Origin of the sequence: Azospirillum oryzae (assembly GCF_008364795.1) — a bacterium.
GTDB classification, from domain to species: domain Bacteria; phylum Pseudomonadota; class Alphaproteobacteria; order Azospirillales; family Azospirillaceae; genus Azospirillum; species Azospirillum oryzae.
The window spans coordinates 244962-260318 of record NZ_VTTM01000002.1 but is presented as its reverse complement, the minus strand read 5'-3'; the positions used below and the strand labels follow the sequence as shown (position 1 = coordinate 260318).

16 protein-coding genes are annotated in these 15357 nt (G+C 67.8%); 2 read left to right on the top strand and 14 right to left on the bottom strand.

What is annotated here, in order from left to right; all coding sequences use genetic code 11:
• Window positions 1–11 precede the first annotated feature (11 nt).
• From FZ938_RS07210 to FZ938_RS07180, 7 genes are all read right to left on the bottom strand, one after another.
• Window positions 12–818, bottom strand: coding sequence for a hypothetical protein (locus FZ938_RS07210; RefSeq protein WP_149197911.1), 807 nt, complete (start codon window positions 816–818; stop codon window positions 12–14).
• Window positions 818–2713: a phage tail protein gene (locus FZ938_RS07205; protein ID WP_149197910.1), complete on the bottom strand. Its 1896-nt coding sequence runs from the start codon at window positions 2711–2713 to the stop codon at window positions 818–820. Before FZ938_RS07205 ends, FZ938_RS07210 begins: the two co-directional genes overlap by 1 nt.
• Before the next feature lie 13 nt (window positions 2714–2726).
• Window positions 2727–3296, bottom strand: a complete 570-nt coding sequence (locus FZ938_RS07200; protein ID WP_149197909.1) for a phage connector family protein — start codon at window positions 3294–3296, stop codon at window positions 2727–2729.
• Window positions 3297–3374: 78 nt separating this feature from the next.
• Window positions 3375–3647: a hypothetical protein gene (locus FZ938_RS07195; RefSeq protein WP_149197908.1), complete on the bottom strand. Its 273-nt coding sequence runs from the start codon at window positions 3645–3647 to the stop codon at window positions 3375–3377.
• Between the two features lie 59 nt (window positions 3648–3706).
• The gene (locus tag FZ938_RS07190) at window positions 3707–4525 is read right to left on the bottom strand and encodes a phage capsid protein (RefSeq protein ID WP_149197907.1); all 819 of its coding nucleotides are present in this window, start codon (window positions 4523–4525) and stop codon (window positions 3707–3709) included.
• A 289-nt stretch (window positions 4526–4814) separates the two neighbouring features.
• On the bottom strand, window positions 4815–5039 hold the full coding sequence (locus tag FZ938_RS07185; protein WP_149197906.1) for a hypothetical protein: 225 nt from the start codon (window positions 5037–5039) through the stop codon (window positions 4815–4817).
• Window positions 5036–5482, bottom strand: a complete 447-nt coding sequence (locus FZ938_RS07180) for a Fur family transcriptional regulator (protein ID WP_149197905.1) — start codon at window positions 5480–5482, stop codon at window positions 5036–5038. The genes FZ938_RS07185 and FZ938_RS07180 overlap by 4 nt, the downstream gene beginning before the upstream one ends.
• 141 nt (window positions 5483–5623) lie before the next feature.
• Between FZ938_RS07180 and FZ938_RS07175 the strand changes: the two genes are divergently transcribed.
• Both FZ938_RS07175 and FZ938_RS07170 read left to right on the top strand, forming a co-directional pair.
• On the top strand, window positions 5624–6178 hold the full coding sequence (locus FZ938_RS07175) for a superoxide dismutase family protein (protein ID WP_136704581.1): 555 nt from the start codon (window positions 5624–5626) through the stop codon (window positions 6176–6178).
• A 317-nt stretch (window positions 6179–6495) separates the two neighbouring features.
• Window positions 6496–8001: a DEAD/DEAH box helicase gene (locus tag FZ938_RS07170; RefSeq protein ID WP_174757218.1), complete on the top strand. Its 1506-nt coding sequence runs from the start codon at window positions 6496–6498 to the stop codon at window positions 7999–8001.
• 72 nt (window positions 8002–8073) lie between these two features.
• Here the strand turns inward: FZ938_RS07170 and gstA are convergent, their stop codons facing one another.
• The 7 genes from gstA to FZ938_RS07135 form a co-directional block, all read right to left on the bottom strand.
• A complete protein-coding gene (gene gstA / locus FZ938_RS07165; protein WP_149197904.1) occupies window positions 8074–8688 on the bottom strand; it encodes a glutathione transferase GstA in 615 nt (204 codons plus the stop codon).
• A gap of 80 nt (window positions 8689–8768) precedes the next feature.
• Complete coding sequence (locus FZ938_RS07160; RefSeq protein ID WP_149197903.1) at window positions 8769–9593, bottom strand: acyl-ACP desaturase; 825 nt, start codon at window positions 9591–9593, stop codon at window positions 8769–8771.
• Window positions 9594–9867: 274 nt separating this feature from the next.
• Window positions 9868–10284, bottom strand: a complete 417-nt coding sequence (locus FZ938_RS07155) for a F0F1 ATP synthase subunit epsilon (protein ID WP_149197902.1) — start codon at window positions 10282–10284, stop codon at window positions 9868–9870.
• A gap of 145 nt (window positions 10285–10429) precedes the next feature.
• Complete coding sequence (atpD, locus tag FZ938_RS07150; protein ID WP_109075929.1) at window positions 10430–11851, bottom strand: F0F1 ATP synthase subunit beta; 1422 nt, start codon at window positions 11849–11851, stop codon at window positions 10430–10432.
• Window positions 11852–11937: 86 nt separating this feature from the next.
• The gene (locus FZ938_RS07145; RefSeq protein ID WP_109075928.1) at window positions 11938–12825 is read right to left on the bottom strand and encodes a F0F1 ATP synthase subunit gamma; all 888 of its coding nucleotides are present in this window, start codon (window positions 12823–12825) and stop codon (window positions 11938–11940) included.
• An 87-nt stretch (window positions 12826–12912) separates the two neighbouring features.
• Window positions 12913–14442, bottom strand: coding sequence for a F0F1 ATP synthase subunit alpha (gene atpA, locus FZ938_RS07140; protein ID WP_109075927.1), 1530 nt, complete (start codon window positions 14440–14442; stop codon window positions 12913–12915).
• Window positions 14442–15011 (bottom strand): F0F1 ATP synthase subunit delta, encoded by a 570-nt coding sequence (locus FZ938_RS07135; protein WP_149197901.1) that lies wholly within the window; start codon window positions 15009–15011, stop codon window positions 14442–14444. Before FZ938_RS07135 ends, atpA begins: the two co-directional genes overlap by 1 nt.
• Between the last annotated feature and the right edge of the window lie 346 nt (window positions 15012–15357).

Sequence of the window (15357 nt, the reverse complement as noted above, 5' to 3'; positions counted from 1 at the left end):
CACGAGCGCATTCAAAAGAACTTGCTCATGTATTCCAGCCGCTGACGGTCGGCGAGTTGCGACAACTCCAGCAGGTTGCGGCGCTTGGCCTCGTCCAGGCTCTGCTGGATGGCGGCGCGCTTCAGCTGGTCGGTCGCCTGGGCGTCCTTGTGCTCGGTCTCGCTGGAGTTGGTCAGCCCCAGCAGGATCGCCTCGCCGGAGCCGTCCTGCGCGGTCACCCCCCGCGCGCCCAGCCCGGCGCGGGTCTTGCTGACCGCCTGCCGCAATGCCGCCAGCCGGCGCTGTTCGGCGGCGTCCGCCGCGGCGGTCAGTTGGGCCAGCTGGGTCTGTGCGTCGGTTTCCTTGGCGCGGACCGCCTCCTCCTGGCTGGCGCGCAGCTGGGCCAGCGTCTGCTCCTGGGACCCGCGGAAATCCTCCATCTCCTTGGCCCGTGCCGCCGCAGCGGCCGCGGCGGCGGCCTCGTCCTTCTGGCGTTGCAGCTCCTGCTCCCGTTGCCGCAACTCGGCATCGTGGCTCCACTGGCGAGCCTGCGCCTCGGCCTCCAACTGGGCCTGCTGCTGGCGGGCGGCGGCGGCGGCCTGGGCATTGCGTTCGGCCGCCGCCGCTTCCTCGCGGTATTTCTGCTCCAACGCCGCCTGGGCGGCGGCAGCCTGCGCCGCATCCTGCTGGCGCTTGTATTCCAGTTCGGCAGCGGCCTGCTGGGCTGCCGCCTGTTGCGCGGCGGCGCTGGACTGGCCGGCGCCGGCATTGCGCACGGTGCCGATCACGGAGTTCGCCAGCGGCAGCGCCGTGGTCACGAGGGGAGTGATTCCACCCATCAGTCATTCACCTTCAGTTCCATGGTCACGGAAAGCAGCGTGAAAGGCAGCGGCGCATCCTGTTCGATGCGCCACAGGGGCACGTCGGTGTCGTGGCGCCAGCCGAGCGCCCGCAGCCGGCGGTCGCCGGACACGCGCGGCGGCACCCCGCCGGCCGGTTGCGGCCCCAGCCGGTGAAGCGGAAGTTCCTGCAACCCGCGTCCCAGATCGAAGCGCAGCGCCGCCGTCTCCTCCAGCCGGAAGGTAATGGCGACCAGCCGGACGATGTCGGCCCCGGTCGCCTGCCCCAACAGGTTGGGCGGCAGCGGTTCGACCCGGTGGGTGTAGGGCAGCCCGATCTCCACCCTGCGCGCCGGCGGGTCGAGCGTGACGCTGCCGGCCTGCACCGTGGCGGGGTTGCGGATAACCCCATCGGCGACGATGGCGACCGTCCGCCCCTCCAGATGGGCCAGCCCACCCCACACCGCGGTTGCCTCACCCCTTTCGCCGGTGATCGCGGCGTCGAGGTTCAGCGCATCGTCGAACCGCTCGACGGTCCAGACGCCGCGCCGCTCCACCAGCGCATAGACCTCGTCCCCCACCGCGGCGACGGAGCGCACCGCCCCGTCGGTCTCCAGCAGGGTCCAGGCGGTGACATTCTCCGCCCGGTAGGCGGTGAGCGCCCCAAGGGTGCCGTCCTCCATCGCCACGAACAGCAGCCGGCGGTTCTGGTCGTAATCCTGGTCGCGCGGGCTCGCCACCAGATGGCGGGCCAGCAGGGCAAGATCGTTGGCCTGATAGGCGGCTTCGGTGTCGGTATAGAGGAACTCGCGGATTTCGCGCCGGTTGCGCGGCACGAACAGCGTCGCCCCCTCCACGTCGCGCGGCGGGATGGCGCGGTCCATGGGGGAGCCGATGTGTGTCTGCCGGTTGACCTGCATACTCTGCGGGGTCAGCGGATCGCCGGTCACCATATATTCGGCGCCGGAGGTAAAGACCTGCAGATGCCGGCCGGAGAAGACGGCGCGCACCGCGTTCACCTGATCGGACAGGATGCCGAACTCGATGGCCTGATCGTCCAGCCCCTCGCCCAGGTCGAAGTTCCAGATCTGGGCGGAGCGCGACAGCCACAGCCGGTTGGGCAGGTCGCGCGACCCGCCGATCACCAGCCGGTCCTGATGGAAGGCCGCCGACACCGGCCAGCCGCGCAAGCCCGAAAAGGCCTGCTCCTCCCATTGTGTGGTCGGCTGGGTGTCGGCCAGCGTTTCCTTGACCGTCGCGTTGACCTGGGTGGCCGACACCACGCCGGTCACCTGCAACTGCTTGCCCTTGATGCGGATGCGGGTGCCGTCATGGCGCGGGTCGAACACCGGGGCCGAGGCGGTGACGCCGATCGCCCCGCTGGTGCCGGACGGCGTCACCGTCACCGCCGGATCGCCGAAGCGGTGGAAGGGCGTACGCACCAGTTCGCCTTCGACCGCGAAAACCCACTCGGCCAAGGTCCATCCGCCATCGTCGCCGCGCGTCAGCTTGCGCGGCGGCAGGTCGGGGTGGCAGACCAGCAGCGTGTCGGCGCTCTGCGTCCAGGTGATCTGCGCCAGTTGCGTCAACGTCCAGGGTGCGGCAACCGAGGCCAGCTTGGTGCCGCCCTGGAACACGTCGATCCAGCGGTCAGTGAAGACCAGCAGATAGGTCTGTTCGCTGTTGCGCTCGAACGCCACCAGCCGGCCGTCGCCGCGGGCCAGCGCGGTGAAGGCGAGGCCGGAGCGCCGGGTCACCCCGCCCGTCGGGTCGATGAACAGGTTGCGCAGGGCCAGCGCGCCATTGTCATAGGCCTTGAGATCGCCGCGTCCCAGCAGGCGGCGCGATACCTCGCCGGCGGTGAAGTTGGTCTTGACCTGATGCAGCCGTCCCATCACGCCCTCCCCATCATGCCCGCGCGTCGATCAGGGTGAAGTCCTCGAAGCCGGGCTGGCTGTCCTGCTGGGCGTCGATCTGGCGGGCGCGGCGAAACTCGCTCTCGGCCAGCTGGGCCAGCAGCTCCGCCCGCGTCGAGCTTTCGGTCAGCGGCAGGCAGAATTCGGCAGCGAGCCGGGCGATCAGCGCCTGATCGAAGAAGGCGGGAAACTCCTCCTCCGCCGGGCGGCCGATGTAGGACAGGGTGACGGCGCCGGCATCGCACAGCAGCGTCCGGCCGACGATGCGATAGGACAGGCCGTGTCCCCGCCCATTGCCGCCCGCTCCCAGCGCCCGCAGGAAGTCGGCCGGCAGCTGGAAGGCGCAGGCATAGTCGGCGACCGGCGGTTCGGCCAGCCGCGGCAGCGTGGCCTGGACGCTGGCGAAGCTCCAGGCGTTGGCCGACAACAGCGCGTCGCGCGTCGGTGCATAGAGGGCGGCGGCCACCTCCGCCTCCGCTGTGCCGTCGTCGAAGGAAGCGATGGCGGTGGCGCCGAGCTTGATCAGCGCCCGGCCGCACAGGCCGATGGCGGTCAGGGCCATGGCAACTCTCCCTTTCCAGGGTTCCGGGAAGGCGTCGCCCTTCATGGTCGACGTGCGGCGCCCTCCCCCTTCGGCGGCTCAGTCGCTGTTGGCGCTGCCGAACGGCGTCAGGTTGGCGACATCCACCGCCCCGTTGGCGCTGGCGGCCACCACCAGCACGCCGGTCGCCGGGCTGGCGGTGCCGACCGCACAGTTCGCCAGCAGCATGTCGCCCACCCGCAGCAGGTCGGCAGCGCCGTTGAAATAGCCGGCGGTGTCGACATCGGTCGCCACGTCGCGCGTGGTGTAGTGCCAGAGCGTGAAGCCGTTCGCATAGGCGAGCACGCTCAAATCCTTGGACGCATAGGCCATGGATCGAAGACTCCGAATTTTTGTGGGGCATGCGGGAGAAGGGGAGGATCACCCCCCGCTCAGCTCTCCAGGCAGCGCAGGGTCACCACGCCGGTGGTGTCGATCAGCGCGGCGCCCTGGCTCATCATGTTGTTGACGAAATGCGCCGCGCGGTCGCCGTGCCAGGTGATGTCGGTCTTCACGTCGGCGCCCGCCGCATGGCCGACCGCCGTCTTGTGATACCAGTGGCAGAGCCGGACGCCACCGTTCAGGGTCAGGCCGGAATGCGGCAGCCACAGCGTGCCGAGCCAGCGCTTGGCCTGGGTGCCGCGCCAGGGCAGTTCGTCGGAGCCGACATAGTCGGAGCTGGCGAACTCCTCGATGCCCAGCAGCTGGCTCCACTGCTTCCAGCCGACGACGGCATAGCGCTGGCCGTCGTCCGGCACGTCGGCCTCGCCCATCATTTCGAAGGCGGCCAGGATCTTCGCCTTGGTCAGACCGTCGGTGGCGCCGCCGGCATAATTGACGGACTTGTTCAGCTCGGCGATCAGCAGCTCGTCGGTCTTGCGGCCCAGCGCATAGGCGCCGGCATTGGCGATGATCTGCCGCTCGTCGATGTTGGTCTTCAGTTCGTCCAGCCGGTCGACCCAGTCGCCGGCATAGAAATCGTACAGCGCGCATTCCACCGGCGTGTGGTCCAGGTTCATCACCGGAACCGCACCGTGGCGCGACTTGGTGGAAGCGGCGCCCTTGCCCACCTTCTGGAAGACGGTGGAGGCGCCCTGCACGTTGTTCTTGCTGCGCACCGTGTTGCGCAGCTTGGAACCCATGCGCTGATAGGCCTCGTGGACCTCGCGCTCGAACTGCTTGACGAAAGCCTGGGCGATGCTGGTAGACATGGGGATATTTTCCTTTCGCGTTCCTGCGGCTCCCGCTCGGTGACGGCGGGAGGGATCGTTCCGCCATCCGGTTGTCGGGATGCGTGCGGGACGCAGCGCCGGCCGCGGGCGAAACGCGAAAACGAAAAGGGCCGGCCGGACCTTCGAGTGTCCGACCGGCCCTTTTCGGACCGAAGCGAGGGGGGAGCTTTGGTGCTGTCGGGCGGCAGGTCCGAGGGGCGGACCCATCGCCTTGACAAGATTGGTTCTAGGATTTTATACGGCGAAGATCAAGGACTATTTTCACATATCAATGCCGAACCGGCCCCGCCACCCAATGGCTGACGATGGTCTCCGCCTGGGCCGGCGGGGTCTCCGGATGGTGGTAGCGATACACGGTCACCGCCGCCTCCAGCGCATAGCGTTCCGGCTGGCCGCAACGGCACAGGCCGGAATAGCAGCGCTGCACCGCGTCGCGGCAGGCGATGGCATCGGCAATCGGCTGATCGGCCTCGAAGAAACGGGGATCGGTCATGGACGCTCCTCCTCATCCCGGGCGTCGTCACCGGCGTCGTCCAGCGGCACGCCGTAGATTTCCAGCCGATGGCCGACGATCTTATAGCCGAGTTCGTGAGCGATCCGCTCCTTCATCGCCTCCAGCTCAGGGCTGGCGAACTCGATGATCCGGCCGGTGCGGGTGTCGATCAGGTGATGGTGGTGGTCGGCCGTCGCCTCCTCGTACCGCGCACGCCCGTCGCCCAGATCGACGCGCTCGATCACCTGCGCGTCCTCCAGCAGCCGCATGGTGCGGTAGACGGTGGCGATGGAGATGCGCGGGTCGATCTGCACGGCGCGGCGATGCACCTCCTCGACGTCGGGGTGGTCGTCCGCCTCCGACAACACCTGGGAGATGACGCGGCGTTGCCCGGTCATCTTCAGCCCCTTCTCCATGCACAACGCTTCCAGACGCGACGTCATAACCCCAACCCTGGTCTTTGCTTGCCGATGCCCCCATCATACTGAAAACCGTTCGCAATCCCAGAGCGGTTTCGCAGCGGCGCAAAGTCGCGAATCCGCCGGCCGCCCACGCGACCCGGCCAATATGGAGGACCCACCGGAATGTCGTGCACCCCGCCCCGCCATCTGCGTCTTGCCCCGGCCCTGTTGTTCGCCGGCTTGTCGCTGGCAGCCGCTCCGGCACTGGCCCAGCAATCCGCCCCGGCGCCCGCTCCGGCCGCCCAGGCCGCCATCGCCGATGCCCAGGGCAAGCCGCTGGGCACCGTCACCTTCACCAAGTTCCCGCACGGCATCCTGGTGCATGGCCAGCTGGAAGGGCTGCCGCCGGGTTGGCACGGCATCCACATCCATGAAAACGGCGCCTGCACCCCCGATTTCAAGGCGGCAGGCGGCCATTTCGGCGCCCAGGGCTCCAAGCACGGCCTTGAGTCCGAACACATGCATTACGGTGAGCTTCCCAACATCTGGGCCAACGAGGCCGGAAAGGCGGGCTTCGAGGCGATCACCCACATGGTCAGCCTGACCGACGGCGCCGACGGCCTGTTCAAACAGGGCGGCACCTCGATCATCATCCATGCCCAGCCCGACGATTACCTCAGCCAGCCCGCCGGCAACTCCGGCGACCGCCTCGCCTGCGGCATCATCAAGAAGCCGTAAGCGCCGACGGACGGCACGGGGCGCGACCATATGCCGCAGCTTCGCGGCGTCGGTTCGCGCCCCTTCCCCTCCTGCCACGTCTCCGCTCGACCCCGCGCAACACTCCGCGCACCCCTGCCGCGCGACGAGTTTGCTTGCCAAATCAAGCCACCGGCCCTATCTGTCCGGGGTCGGACGGCGCCCGGCGCCGCGCAGGACTTGCGCTCGCCTGATCGCCCGCCGCCCGACGGCTCCGCGCCAACCCGCCGCGGAGCGCGCAAGCCCGGCCGCTCCCTCCTGGCGCGGCCCCCATTCTGGTGACCAGGACCATCGCTTCCATGACCGAATTTTCCGGCCTCGGCCTGATCGAGCCTCTTCTGCGCGCCGTCGCGGAGGAGGGATACTCCACGGCCACGCCGATCCAGGCCGGCGCCATCCCGCTTCTGCTGGCCGGCCGCGACGTGCTGGGCCTCGCCCAGACCGGCACCGGCAAGACCGCCGCCTTCACGCTGCCGATGCTGCAGCGGCTGTTCCAGAACAAGAAGCGCGTGGCCGCCAAATCGCCGCGCGCCCTGATCCTGACCCCGACACGTGAACTGGCGCTGCAGATCGGCGACAGCTTCACCACCTATGGCCGCCATCTGCCGATCCGCCGCACCGTCATCCATGGCGGCGTCGGCCAGAGCCCGCAGGTCGCCGCCATCGCCCGCGGGACGGAGGTGCTGATCGCCACCCCCGGCCGCCTGCTCGACCTGATGGCGCAGAACCACGTCAACCTCGGCGGCATCGAGTTGTTCGTGCTGGACGAGGCCGACCGCATGCTCGACATGGGCTTTATCCGCGACGTGCGGAAGGTGGTCGCGGTGCTGCCGAAGGAGCGGCAGACCCTGCTGTTCTCCGCCACCATGCCCGACGCGGTCGTGGACCTTGCCAACAGCATCCTGACCGATGCCGAGCGCATCGAGGTGACGCCGCAGTCGACCACGGTGGAGCGTATCAACCAGCGCGTCCTGTTCGTCGAGCGCAGCGACAAGCGCCGCCTGCTGGCCGACCTGCTGGAAGACAGCGCGATGGCCCGCACCATCGTCTTCGCCCGCACCAAGCATGGCGCCGACCGCATCGCCGACCATCTGAAGAAGGCCGGCATCGCCGCCGACGCCATCCATGGCGACAAGTCGCAGTCGGCCCGCGTCCGCGCGCTGGAAAGCTTCCGCGCCGGCGAATTGCGGGCGCTGGTGGCGACCGACATCGCCGCGCGCGGCATCGACATCGACGGCATCAGCCACGTCATCAACTTCGATCTGCCGAACGAGCCGGAAAGCTACGTCCACCGCATCGGCCGGACCGCGCGCGCCGGCACCGACGGCAGCGCGGTGTCCTTCTGCGACCATGAAGAGGTCGGCTATCTGAAGGACATCGAGAAGACGATCCGCCAGCCGATCCCGTCCGACACCACCCACCCCTACCATGCGGTGGACGTGGCGCAGATCCACGCCTCGTCCAAGCCGCCGCCCCGCCCCAAGGCGCCGGGCAGCAACCGCAACCAGAACAACCGCAACCAGCAGCAGGCCCGCCCGGCGAACGCCGCGCCGAAGGCCGCGCCGAAGGCGGCGCAGCAGCCTGCCAAGGCTCCGCAGGCTGCCAAGGCTCCGCAGAAGGCCGGCAAGCCGGCCGGTGCGCCGCGTCCGGACGCCGCCCGCAACGACCAGAACCGCCACGACCGCCGCCCGGCTCCGCATGCCGTGTCGCACGGCAACAGCCAGGGGAGCGGCAAGCAGGCGCCGCGCGCCTCCGGCACGCCCGGCGGCAACACCCCGCTGCGCCGCAAGCCCAGCGCCGCCTGACCCTGACAGCGCCCACGAAAAAGGCCCCGCCTCACCGAGACGGGGCCTTCTTTTTTTCAACCCGGCCGGCCATCAGCCTTGGGCTTCGGCGGCGTGCGCCGCCTGCACCGCCGGACGGGCGGCGACGCGCTCGGCGAAGGCCACCAGGTTCGGCCAGGGCGACAGGTCGAAGGCGATGCGCGGCAACCAGCTCAGCACCGTATAGGCATAGGCGTCGGCGACGGTGAAGACCTCGCCGGTCAGATAGGCCCTGCCCTCCAGTTGCTGGTTCAGAACCGACAGCTTGGCGCCCAGCACCTTGGTCGCAAAGCCCTTGTAGGTCTCCGACACCACGTCCTTCAGCATCGGGAACAGCGGGACGACGCCCTTGTGCAGTTCCGACCCGATGAAGTTCAGCAGTTCCTGCACGCGGTAGCGCTCCATCGTGCCCGCCGCCGGGATCAGGCCGCTGTCGGGCACCTTGTCGGCGATGTACTGCACGATCACGGCACCCTCGGTCAGGATGCCGCCCTCATCGAGCGCCAGGGTCGGCACTTGGCCCTTCGGGTTCACCGCGCGGAAATCGCTGCCGTCGGTCAGCGTCTTGGTGACGAGATCGACCTTGATCAGATCGAAGGGCAGCCCGGCCTCGCGCAGGACGATGTGCGGCGACAGCGAGCAGGCGCCGGGCTTGTAATAGAGCTTCATGTCTCCGAAACCCTCGTTGGGTGGTTTAGGCCATCATGGCTACCCCAAAGAGGCCGGCGCCGCCAGCGTCGCGAAGGGGGTCAGACCGCCTGAGTCGCCAGCTTCCTGGCCTGCCGGTCGATGAACCACCAGGCGCCGCGCGAGGCGACGCTGCACAGCCGCGTGTGCGGCTTCAGCCCGCAGGCCTTGAACACCATGGCGATGGCGCGGTCGACATGCTTGCGGCGATAGCGGCCGAAGGCGCGCCGCTTGTAGGCGGCGTTGTAGAGCTTGTGCTCGTAGGCGGCGTCGGCCGGGGCATTGGCGGCGTAGTAGGCATAGGCCAGCTCGTCGTCCTCCGACTCGCCGATGCGCGACAGCGCAACCTTCAGCCGCTGCACCTTGTTCAGCCCCTCGCGGTCCAGATACTTCTTGGCGTAGGTATAGAAGATCTTGTAGTGGCGCAGCTCGTCGGCGGCGATGTTGCGGCAGATCTCCTTCAGCACCGGCTCGTCGGTCGAATCGCCGATGGCGGCGTAATAGGAGCTGGTGCCGGTCTCCACCATGCAGCGGGCGATCATCTCGCCGGTGCGCGAGCCGCGGACCGAGGCGTCGAGGTCGATCGGCACGCGGTAGCCGGCGCGGAAGCGCTCGACCGCCGCGCGGAAGTCGAAGGTCGGATCGACCAGCTCGGCCCAGCGGCCCAGCGCCTCGCCATGCTGGACCTCCTCGATCGCCCAGCCGCGGGCAGCCTCCTGGAACTCCGGATCGTCCTTGAAGACGTTGCACAGATAGGCTGTGTAGTCGTCGGCGTTGAATTCCACCAGTGCCGCCGCCTTGATCAGCGGGACCAGATCGGAATCGATCTTGCTGGCGTCGAAACGGTCCCAGGGAAGCTCGTCGATTCGCCAATGCGCACGCGCCATGTCCGCTCTACCGCCTCGTTCTGGGCCGCGCTGCCGTTGCGGCCGGTTCATATCGGGAAAGGGTTCGCCGCTCCCCGTGTCCCCGCCTTCATGCCGTCGGGTGCGGCGGGGTTCACGGTTTCGGCCTTCGAATGTAATCGCTCTTTCTCGCGATGCAACCAAGTCGCAACGCGAACGGGCGGCCTGGATGCCCAAGCCGCCCGTTCGACCGAAGAGATATATGCCGTTGGCGCCGGGGTCCCGCACGGACGGGAGCCGGGCCGACGGCCTCCGCTCAGTGAGCGGAGGACTGGGTCAGCGCGTCCAGCTTGGCGCGCGCGACGGCCAGCTTGGACTCGGCGGCGGCGCGCTCGGCGTCCGACTTGCTGTCGTCCACGTCCTCGGACAGGTCCTTGATCTGCTTCTCGACCGTGGCGCGGTCCAGGTCGGTCAGCGCCACCGCTTCCTCGGCCAGCACGGTGCAGCGGGCCTCGGTGACCTCGGCGAAGCCGCCGGCGACGAAGACGCGGTCGACCACGCGGTCGCCCTCATAGACGTCGATGACACCCGGACGCACGGTCGAGATCATCGGCGAATGACCGGCGAGCACGCCGAAATCGCCTTCCGAACCCGGCACCACGACCATGTCCACGGGCTGCGACTTCAGCAGCTTTTCCGGCGAGACCAGCTCGAATTCGACTTTATCGGCCATGGGTTTCCTGGTGCCTCTTCATAGGAACCCCCTCCCCCGCTGACGGGGGGAGGGGGTGTGCTGATGTCGATTTCCGCCCGGCCTGCTCCGGCCCCTTCTCAGGGCCGGTGGAGCCGGGTCGGAATGCCGCGATCCCGGATCAGGATCAGGCGGCGGCCAGCTTCTTGGCCTTGGCGATCGCCTCGTCGATGGTGCCGACCATGTAGAAGGCGGCCTCCGGCAGGTGATCGTAGTCGCCGTTCACGATGCCCTTGAAGCCCTTGATGGTGTCTTCCAGGCTGACCAGCACGCCCGGCGTGCCGGTGAACACCTCGGCGACGTGGAACGGCTGCGACAGGAAGCGCTGGATCTTGCGGGCGCGGGCCACGACCAGCTTGTCCTCTTCCGACAGCTCGTCCATGCCCAGGATGGCGATGATATCCTGCAGCGACTTGTAGGTCTGCAGAACCTTCTGGACCGAACGGGCGACCTGGTAGTGCTCCTCACCGACGACGCGCGGGTCGAGGATGCGGCTGGTCGAGTCGAGCGGGTCCACGGCCGGGAAGATGGCCATTTCGGCGATCGAGCGCGACAGCACCGTGGTGGCGTCCAGGTGGGCGAAGGAGGCGGCCGGGGCCGGGTCGGTCAGATCGTCGGCGGGCACGTAAATGGCCTGCACCGAGGTGATCGAGCCCTTCTTCGTCGAGGTGATGCGCTCCTGCAGGGCGCCCATGTCGGTGCCCAGCGTCGGCTGGTAACCCACCGCCGACGGGATGCGGCCCAGCAGAGCCGACACTTCCGAACCGGCCTGCGTGAAGCGGAAGATGTTGTCCACGAAGAACAGCACGTCCTGGCCTTCCTCGTCGCGGAAATATTCCGCGAGCGTCAGGCCGCTCAGCGCGACGCGGGCGCGGGCGCCCGGCGGCTCGTTCATCTGGCCGTACACCAGGGCCACCTTGGAACCCGGGCCGTCGAGCTTGATGACGCCCGACTCGATCATCTCGTGGTAGAGGTCGTTGCCCTCACGGGTACGCTCGCCCACGCCGGCGAACACCGACACGCCGCCGTGCGCCTTGGCGACGTTGTTGATCAGCTCCATGATCGTCACGGTCTTGCCGACGCCGGCGCCGCCGAACAGGCCGATCTTGCCGCCCTTGGCGTAGGGAGCCAGCAGGTCGATGACCTTGATGCCGGTGATCAGCACTTCGGCGTCCGTCGACTGGTCGACGAAGTCCGGAGCCTGACGGTGGATCGGCAGCGAGCGGGCGGCGTTGACCGCACCGCGCTCGTCGATCGGCTCGCCGATGACGTTGATGATGCGGCCCAGGGTCTCGGGGCCGACCGGCACGGCGATCGGGGCGCCGGTGTCCGACACCTCGGCGCCACGCACCAGACCGTCGGTGCTGTCCATGGCGATGGTGCGGACCGTGCTCTCGCCCAGGTGCTGCGCCACTTCCAGAACGAGGGTCTTGCCGTCGTTCTGGGTGTGCAGCGCGTTCAGGATCGCCGGCAGGTCGCCGTCGAACTGCACGTCCACGACGGCGCCCGTGACCTGCGTGATCTTGCCGACAGAATTGGTGGTGGCCATGGAGTAAAGCTCCCTAGGAACTCGGTAAGTGTCGGTATGCCGTCGCCGGCGCAAATAGGCTGGACGCTACGTGTCGGATGCGGCCGTTACAGGGCCTCGGCACCGGAGATGATCTCGATCAGCTCCTTGGTGATGTAGGCCTGGCGCGTCCGGTTGTAGGTGATCGTCAGCTTGTTGATCATGTCGCCGGCGTTGCGCGTCGCGTTGTCCATCGCGGTCATCCGGGCGCCCTGTTCGGACGCGGCGCTCTCCAGGAGGGCGCGGTAGATCTGGATGGACAGGTTGCGCGGCAGCAGTTCGGCGAGGATCTGCTCCTCGTCCGGCTCGAACTCGTACATCGCCTTGGCCTCGGCGCCGGCGGCCTCGGCGGCCTCGGTGGCGACGGCGAAGGGGATGAGCTGCTGAACCGTGACGACCTGCGAGATCGCCGACTTGAACTTGTTGAAGATGACCGAGCAGACGTCGAACTCGCCGGCGTCGAACATCGACAGCACCTTCGTCGCCACCATGTCGGCGTCGCTGAAGCCGAGCCGGCGGCGGCCGACATCCTCATAGCTCTCGACGATCAGGGAGGCGAACTCGCGCTTCAGCTGGTCGCGGCCCTTGCGGCCGACGGTCAGCAGCTTCACGGTCTTGCCCTCGCCCTGCAGGCGGACGATCTGGCGCTTGGCCTCGCGGACGATGGAGCCGTTGAAGGCGCCGCACAGACCGCGGTCGGAGCTGATGACGACCAGCAGATGCACCTGATCGGCGCCCGTTCCGGTCATCAGCTTCGGGCCGTTGCCGCTGTCCTGCACGTTGGCGGCCAGGGAGGACAGCATGCGGCCCATACGCTCCGCGTAGGGACCGCTGGCTTCCGCCTGCTCCTGGGCGCGGCGCAGCTTGGAGGCCGCGACCATCTTCATGGCCGAGGTGATCTTGCGCGTCGACTGGACGCTCGCGATCCGGTTCTTTAGGTCCTTGAGGTTAGGCATGCCGGCCCTTCAATTCCGCTCGAGGTCGTTCCGTGCCCGTCTCTACAAGACGGTGGGGGGCAGTTTCCCGCCCCCACGCGCGGTCGGTCAGGCGAAGACCTTGGCGAAGCCGTCGAGGAACGCCTTCAGCTTCTCTTCGGTCGCCGAGGTGATCTGCTTGTCGGTGCGGATCGCCGCCAGGATATCGGCGCCCTTGGCGCGGATTTCCGACAGGAACTTGGCCTCGAAGCGGTTCACGTCCTCGACGCGGATGGCGTCCAGGTAGCCCTTCACGCCGGCGAAGATCGACACGACCTGCTCTTCGACGGGCAGCGGCTGGAACTGGCCCTGCTTCAGCAGTTCGGTCAGACGGGCGCCGCGGGCCAGCAGGCGCTGGGTCGAGGCGTCGAGGTCCGAGGCGAACTGGGCGAAGGCGGCCATCTCGCGGTACTGCGCGAGTTCCATCTTGATGGTGCCGGCGACCTGCTTCATCGCCTTGATCTGGGCGGCGGAGCCGACGCGGCTCACCGACAGACCGACGTTGATGGCGGGGCGGATGCCCTTATAGAACAGGCCGGTTTCCAGGAAGATCTGACCGTCGGTGATCGAGATCACGTTGGTCGGGATGTAGGCGGACACGTCGCCGGCCTGGGTCTCGATGACCGGCAGGGCGGTCAGCGAGCCGTTGCCGTGGGCATCGCCCATCTTGGCGGCGCGCTCCAGCAGGCGGCTGTGGAGGTAGAACACGTCGCCCGGATAGGCTTCGCGGCCCGGCGGACGGCGGAGCAGCAGCGACATCTGGCGGTAGGCGACGGCCTGCTTGGACAGATCGTCGTACACGATCAGGGCATGCATGCCGTTGTCGCGGAAATACTCGCCCATCGTGCAGCCGGTGTACGGCGCCAGGAACTGCAGCGGAGCCGGCTCCGACGCGGTGGCGGCGACGACGATGGAGTATTCCATGGCGCCGGCGTCTTCCAGGGTCTTGACGATCTGGGCGACGGTGGAGCGCTTCTGGCCGACGGCGACGTAGATGCAGTAGAGCTTCTTGCTCTCGTCGTCGCCCTGGTTGATCGGCTTCTGGTTCAGGAAGGTGTCGATGACGACGGCGGTCTTGCCGGTCTGACGGTCACCGATGATCAGCTCGCGCTGGCCGCGCCCGATCGGAACCAGGCTGTCGACGGCCTTCAGGCCGGTCTGCATCGGCTCGTGCACCGACTTGCGCGGGATGATGCCGGGGGCCTTCACCTCGACGCGCTTGCGCTCGACGTCGACCAGCGGACCCTTGCCGTCGATCGGGTTGCCGAGGCCGTCGACCACGCGGCCCAGCAGGCCACGGCCGACCGGAACGTCGACGATGGTGCCGGTGCGCTTGACGGTGTCGCCTTCCTTGATGCCGCGGTCGTCGCCGAAGATCACGATACCGACATTGTCGGTCTCGAGGTTCAGCGCCATGCCCTGCAGGCCACCCGGGAACTCGACCATTTCGCCGGCGCGGACGTTGTCCAGGCCGTGCACGCGGGCGACGCCGTCACCCACCGACAGGACCTGACCAACCTCGGCGACATCCGCCTCGGTCCCGAAATTCGCGATCTGCTGCTTGAGGATCGCAGAGATTTCTGCGGCGCGGATATCCATCAGACTGATCCCCCTGAGGCCTTCATGGCGAGTTGCAATTTGTTCAGCTTCGTGCGCACCGAGGTATCGACCATGCGCGAGCCGAACTTAACGATCATGCCGCCGATCAGCTCCGGATCGACGGAGGTGTTCACCAACACCTTGGAACCGATGGACGCCTTGAGCGCGTCGATGACGGCGTTGCGCTGGGCGTCGCTCAGCGGCTGGGCCGAGGTGACCTGCGCCGTGACCTCGCCGCGGCGCCGGGCCAGTTCGGCCAGGAAGCCGTCGATCATCCCGTCGATCGAGAACAGGCGGCGGTTGGCCGCCACCAGCCCGATGAAGCGCTTGGTCAGATCGGACACGCCGGCGCTGTCCAGGACAGCGGCCATGGCCTTGCCCTGATCGGCGCGGCTGATGACGGGGCTGCGGACGAGGCGACGGAGGTCAGCGCTCTCGGCCAGGATCTGCTTCAGCGTGGCCAGATCGCTCGCGACCGTGTCCAACGCCTGGTTTTCGTCCGCAAGCTCGAACAGCGCGATGGAGTAACGCGCGGCGAGTTCGGATACGCCTGTTCCTTCGGATGCCACCTGATCCCTCGAATTGAGTTCGGTAGACGGTGAATTCGGCGGCCTTATAGGGTGTCAACCCGAGGCACAAACACCCCGGCCGCGAAAGCGAGCGGTCCAATATCACAGGAATCGCCACCACGCAACGGGGTCTGGACAATTTGGCTGCGGCGTTTTGAGCAACTGCGGAATCATTGGTCGCAACTGCGTTCGCCGAGGACTCGGGTGACGCTCGACTGGTCATACCGGCTGTGACTTCGATGTGGCCCTATTCCCGGTTTAATTCAAGGTTAACCAATCTGATCCAGGGTCGGCCGGAACCGTGCGGGCGGCCGATCCGACCTTGGTATTCCTGTCGTTTTGCCCC

Coding starts and splice junctions, on each gene's coding strand:
- FZ938_RS07210 (WP_149197911.1), bottom strand. CDS start 818: ATGGGTGGAATCACTCCCCTCGTGACCACGGCGCTGCCGCTGGCGAAC.
- FZ938_RS07205 (WP_149197910.1), bottom strand. CDS start 2,713: ATGGGACGGCTGCATCAGGTCAAGACCAACTTCACCGCCGGCGAGGTA.
- FZ938_RS07200 (WP_149197909.1), bottom strand. CDS start 3,296: ATGGCCCTGACCGCCATCGGCCTGTGCGGCCGGGCGCTGATCAAGCTC.
- FZ938_RS07195 (WP_149197908.1), bottom strand. CDS start 3,647: ATGGCCTATGCGTCCAAGGATTTGAGCGTGCTCGCCTATGCGAACGGC.
- FZ938_RS07190 (WP_149197907.1), bottom strand. CDS start 4,525: ATGTCTACCAGCATCGCCCAGGCTTTCGTCAAGCAGTTCGAGCGCGAG.
- FZ938_RS07185 (WP_149197906.1), bottom strand. CDS start 5,039: ATGACCGATCCCCGTTTCTTCGAGGCCGATCAGCCGATTGCCGATGCC.
- FZ938_RS07180 (WP_149197905.1), bottom strand. CDS start 5,482: ATGACGTCGCGTCTGGAAGCGTTGTGCATGGAGAAGGGGCTGAAGATG.
- FZ938_RS07175 (WP_136704581.1), top strand. CDS start 5,624: ATGTCGTGCACCCCGCCCCGCCATCTGCGTCTTGCCCCGGCCCTGTTG.
- FZ938_RS07170 (WP_174757218.1), top strand. CDS start 6,496: ATGACCGAATTTTCCGGCCTCGGCCTGATCGAGCCTCTTCTGCGCGCC.
- gstA (WP_149197904.1), bottom strand. CDS start 8,688: ATGAAGCTCTATTACAAGCCCGGCGCCTGCTCGCTGTCGCCGCACATC.
- FZ938_RS07160 (WP_149197903.1), bottom strand. CDS start 9,593: ATGGCGCGTGCGCATTGGCGAATCGACGAGCTTCCCTGGGACCGTTTC.
- FZ938_RS07155 (WP_149197902.1), bottom strand. CDS start 10,284: ATGGCCGATAAAGTCGAATTCGAGCTGGTCTCGCCGGAAAAGCTGCTG.
- atpD (WP_109075929.1), bottom strand. CDS start 11,851: ATGGCCACCACCAATTCTGTCGGCAAGATCACGCAGGTCACGGGCGCC.
- FZ938_RS07145 (WP_109075928.1), bottom strand. CDS start 12,825: ATGCCTAACCTCAAGGACCTAAAGAACCGGATCGCGAGCGTCCAGTCG.
- atpA (WP_109075927.1), bottom strand. CDS start 14,442: ATGGATATCCGCGCCGCAGAAATCTCTGCGATCCTCAAGCAGCAGATC.